This window comes from Streptomyces tricolor (genome assembly GCF_002155905.1).
Lineage (GTDB): Bacteria > Actinomycetota > Actinomycetes > Streptomycetales > Streptomycetaceae > Streptomyces > Streptomyces tricolor.
Genome location: NZ_MUMF01000732.1, coordinates 3,244 through 3,547 on the forward strand (window position 1 = coordinate 3,244; position 304 = coordinate 3,547).

The following is a 304-nucleotide window of genomic DNA, read 5'->3' on the forward strand; positions in this document are numbered from 1 at the left end:
GTCGTAGTAGGCGCGGGCGACATCGAACAGCTGACGGAAGCGGGCGGGCACGATTGGGGTGGCGACGATCTGCGAGTGCGGGTGGGGCAGCGAGGTGCCAGCCGCGGCTCCGTGGTTGCGGAAGGGCAGGACGAGGCCGGGGCGGCGGTCGCGCAGAGCGAGGCAGCGGGTGCGGTAGGCGCGCAGGATGTCGGCGACGGCGGTGTCGTCGCCGTCGGGCAGGTCCCAGTCGTGGTCGGGTGATTCGATGACGACCTCGTGGCTGCCGATGCCCTCCGCTTCGGTGTGCAGTCCGGTGGTGTGG

The 304-nt window shown here is 71.7% G+C and carries 1 pseudogene; it reads right to left on the reverse strand.

The features are described from left to right. Window positions 1-304 (reverse strand): annotated as a pseudogene (locus CCN44_RS38410) (hypothetical protein); the annotation flags it as partial.